Raw genomic sequence first — 2,226 nt, 5'->3', positions numbered from 1 at the left:
CGGATCGTTTGCGACAACAGGTCCGCTTGATGCGGTTCGGCCGTAGGGGTGCGTTTTCCCCTATGCGGTGCAGCGGGTTACGCGCACGCGCAGGGTCCGATGCCAGCAGAGCGCCGGATTTGCCCTTGAGGCGGTTATTCATGGCCGCACGCGGCCTTCAAAGAACAGGCGGCATCATGCGCGTGCGGGCGCGCAAGGGCAAGCGGCTGAGAGAGGAAGGATGGCAGCGCGGCGATGGCGGGCGCATTGCCCGAACGGAGGCCGAGGCAGGGCTGCGATGCTATGCATCGAGCCAGTAATCAGGATACACACCTCACGCACAGGTGCATGACGGTTTTCTGCGGGTTTGACGGGATGCTATCCGCACCCTTGTTCCGGGACGCTTGGCGGGATCGGCGGTTTTCCGTCATTTGATGAGGGTGCGGATCGCACTCTCAGCCTTCCTCCTCGCCATCGCCAGCAAGCGTGGCGTCGAGCATGGCCCGATCGTGCGCGAGGCGGGTACCGGGATGCGTGGCGGCATGGATCTCGGCAAGCTTGGCGATCGATACCTGCGTATAGATCTGGGTGGTTTCCAGGCTCTCATGACCCAGCAGGGCCTGGATGAACCGGATATCCGCGCCGCCTTCCAGCATGAGCGTGGCCGCCGTATGGCGCAGCAGATGGCACGAGCCGGGCTTGCCGATCCCGGCGGCAGCAACGTAGCCGCGCACCTTCTCCGACAGGCGCTTGGGTTCCAGGGGCCGCCCGTCGCGACTGAGGAACAGGGTGCCGGGATCACGGCCCGCGACCAAGCCGGGACGCACGCGGTCGCGATAGGCGACCAACCACGCCCGCGCTCGCTCACCCAGCGGCACCACCCGATCCTTGTTGCCCTTGCCCTGGCGCACGATCAGCGTCGAGCGGGCATAGTCCACGTCGAACAGCCGCAGGCCGATCAGTTCGGCGCGGCGGATCGCGGTCGCATAGAGCAGTTCCAGCATGGCACGATCGCGCAGGCCCAGCGGCTCGGCCGTATCGGGCACCGCCATCACTGCCTCGGCCTCGTCGGCGGTCAGCACTAGGGCAGGCAACCTTTTCTCTGGCCGGGGCAGCTCCAGCTCGGAGGCGGGGTTGGAGAGGATATGGTTTTCGCGCGCCAGCCATTTGAACCAGGCCCGGATCGGGATCAGGCGCTGGCCCTGGGTGCGGAACGTTAGCGGCTCGCCATTGGTCTTGCGGTGATAATAGAGGTGACGCTGATAGCGTTCCAGAATCGGCTTGGTCACGTCGCGCGGGGCGTCGATCCCGCGCTCGGCGCACCACAGGATGAACGTGGCAAGGCCATGACGGCGATCGACGATCGTGGCGGGCGAGTAGTTGCGCACCGCGAGCGACGACAGGAACCGCTCCATATAGGCGGCGAGGCTGTCGGGATCATGGCGTCCAGGCAGCGGGGGCAGAACGCGACGCGACATCAGCGCGCAGCATGGACGTATGACCGGCGCTCGCCCACCGCCACCGCAGACGTGCTTTCCGGGAGCGGTGCGGCGATCGACGCCGCAAGCCGCACCATGCCAGGGGTTTGGGCCGTTTCAGCGGAGCGACCAGGGGGCGACACAGGCCCGACCGTGCCCCGACCAAGGGGCGACTGCTCCGCTTCCACCCCCGACCGTTCGCGGTCATATTGGTGGCGCAGCCGGTCCACCTCGATCAGCCCCATCACGAACGGCGTGCCGGTCTCGCCTTCACCGGCCCAGGCCAGTTCATAGACGAACCGGGTGCCCTCGCGCCGGACCAGTAGATATTCCAGCTCCTCCAGACGGTGCAGATGGAGTTTGAGCTGGGTGTCGCCCCAGCATGTCGCCTCGCGCACCTCGCGCCGGGTGAACCGCAGATCACGGGGATGGACGCCCTCGGCCGCCGCCCGCGCAGCGATATGCTCGCGCACCAAGCGCAGCAGCGTGCGCGTCTGCGGCGGCAGCTCGTCGAGCGTGGTGCCCAGCACCGCATGAGCGAGCCGGTTAGCCGCCGCGATGTCGTCGAGCGTCGCCTCGATATAGGGGACCGGATCGCGACCGGGACGGTCCAGCGTGCGGATCGGCCGCTGATGCTGGTGGAGCAACGCGACCGCACGGATCAGCCCCAGATATTTGCGATGGTCGCGCCGGGTTCGGGTCTTGTCGTCGAGGAAGGTCAGATGCTCGGCGAACGGGTTCACCACCTTCATCGGCTTTATGAGCCGCT

Annotated in this window: 3 protein-coding genes; 1 reads left to right on the top strand and 2 read right to left on the bottom strand. The window is 66.8% G+C overall.

Features of this window, described 5'->3' with window-relative positions; translation table 11 throughout:
* The first annotated feature begins 140 nt into the window (after nucleotides 1-140).
* On the top strand, nucleotides 141-299 hold the full coding sequence (locus tag EBBID32_RS24245; RefSeq protein WP_006963215.1) for a hypothetical protein: 159 nt from the start codon (nucleotides 141-143) through the stop codon (nucleotides 297-299).
* Nucleotides 300-434: 135 nt separating this feature from the next.
* Here the strand turns inward: EBBID32_RS24245 and xerC are convergent, their stop codons facing one another.
* Nucleotides 435-1,457, bottom strand: coding sequence for a site-specific tyrosine recombinase XerC (gene xerC, locus EBBID32_RS18140; RefSeq protein ID WP_006963214.1), 1,023 nt, complete (start codon nucleotides 1,455-1,457; stop codon nucleotides 435-437).
* Nucleotides 1,457-2,226: hypothetical protein (locus tag EBBID32_RS24645; RefSeq protein ID WP_037491732.1), on the bottom strand; the 770-nt coding region annotated here is incomplete at its 5' end. The genes EBBID32_RS24645 and xerC, both read right to left, overlap by 1 nt.

The organism is Sphingobium indicum BiD32 (genome assembly GCF_000382885.1).
GTDB lineage: Bacteria > Pseudomonadota > Alphaproteobacteria > Sphingomonadales > Sphingomonadaceae > Sphingobium > Sphingobium japonicum_C.
Note: the sequence above shows the minus strand (reverse complement) of the source record. Positions and strands in the feature narration are given on the sequence as shown.

Bases quoted from the DNA above. Each gene is read 5' to 3' on its own strand.
- EBBID32_RS24245 (WP_006963215.1), top strand. From the start codon at position 141: ATGGCCGCACGCGGCCTTCAAAGAACAGGCGGCATCATGCGCGTGCGG.
- xerC (WP_006963214.1), bottom strand. From the start codon at position 1,457: ATGTCGCGTCGCGTTCTGCCCCCGCTGCCTGGACGCCATGATCCCGAC.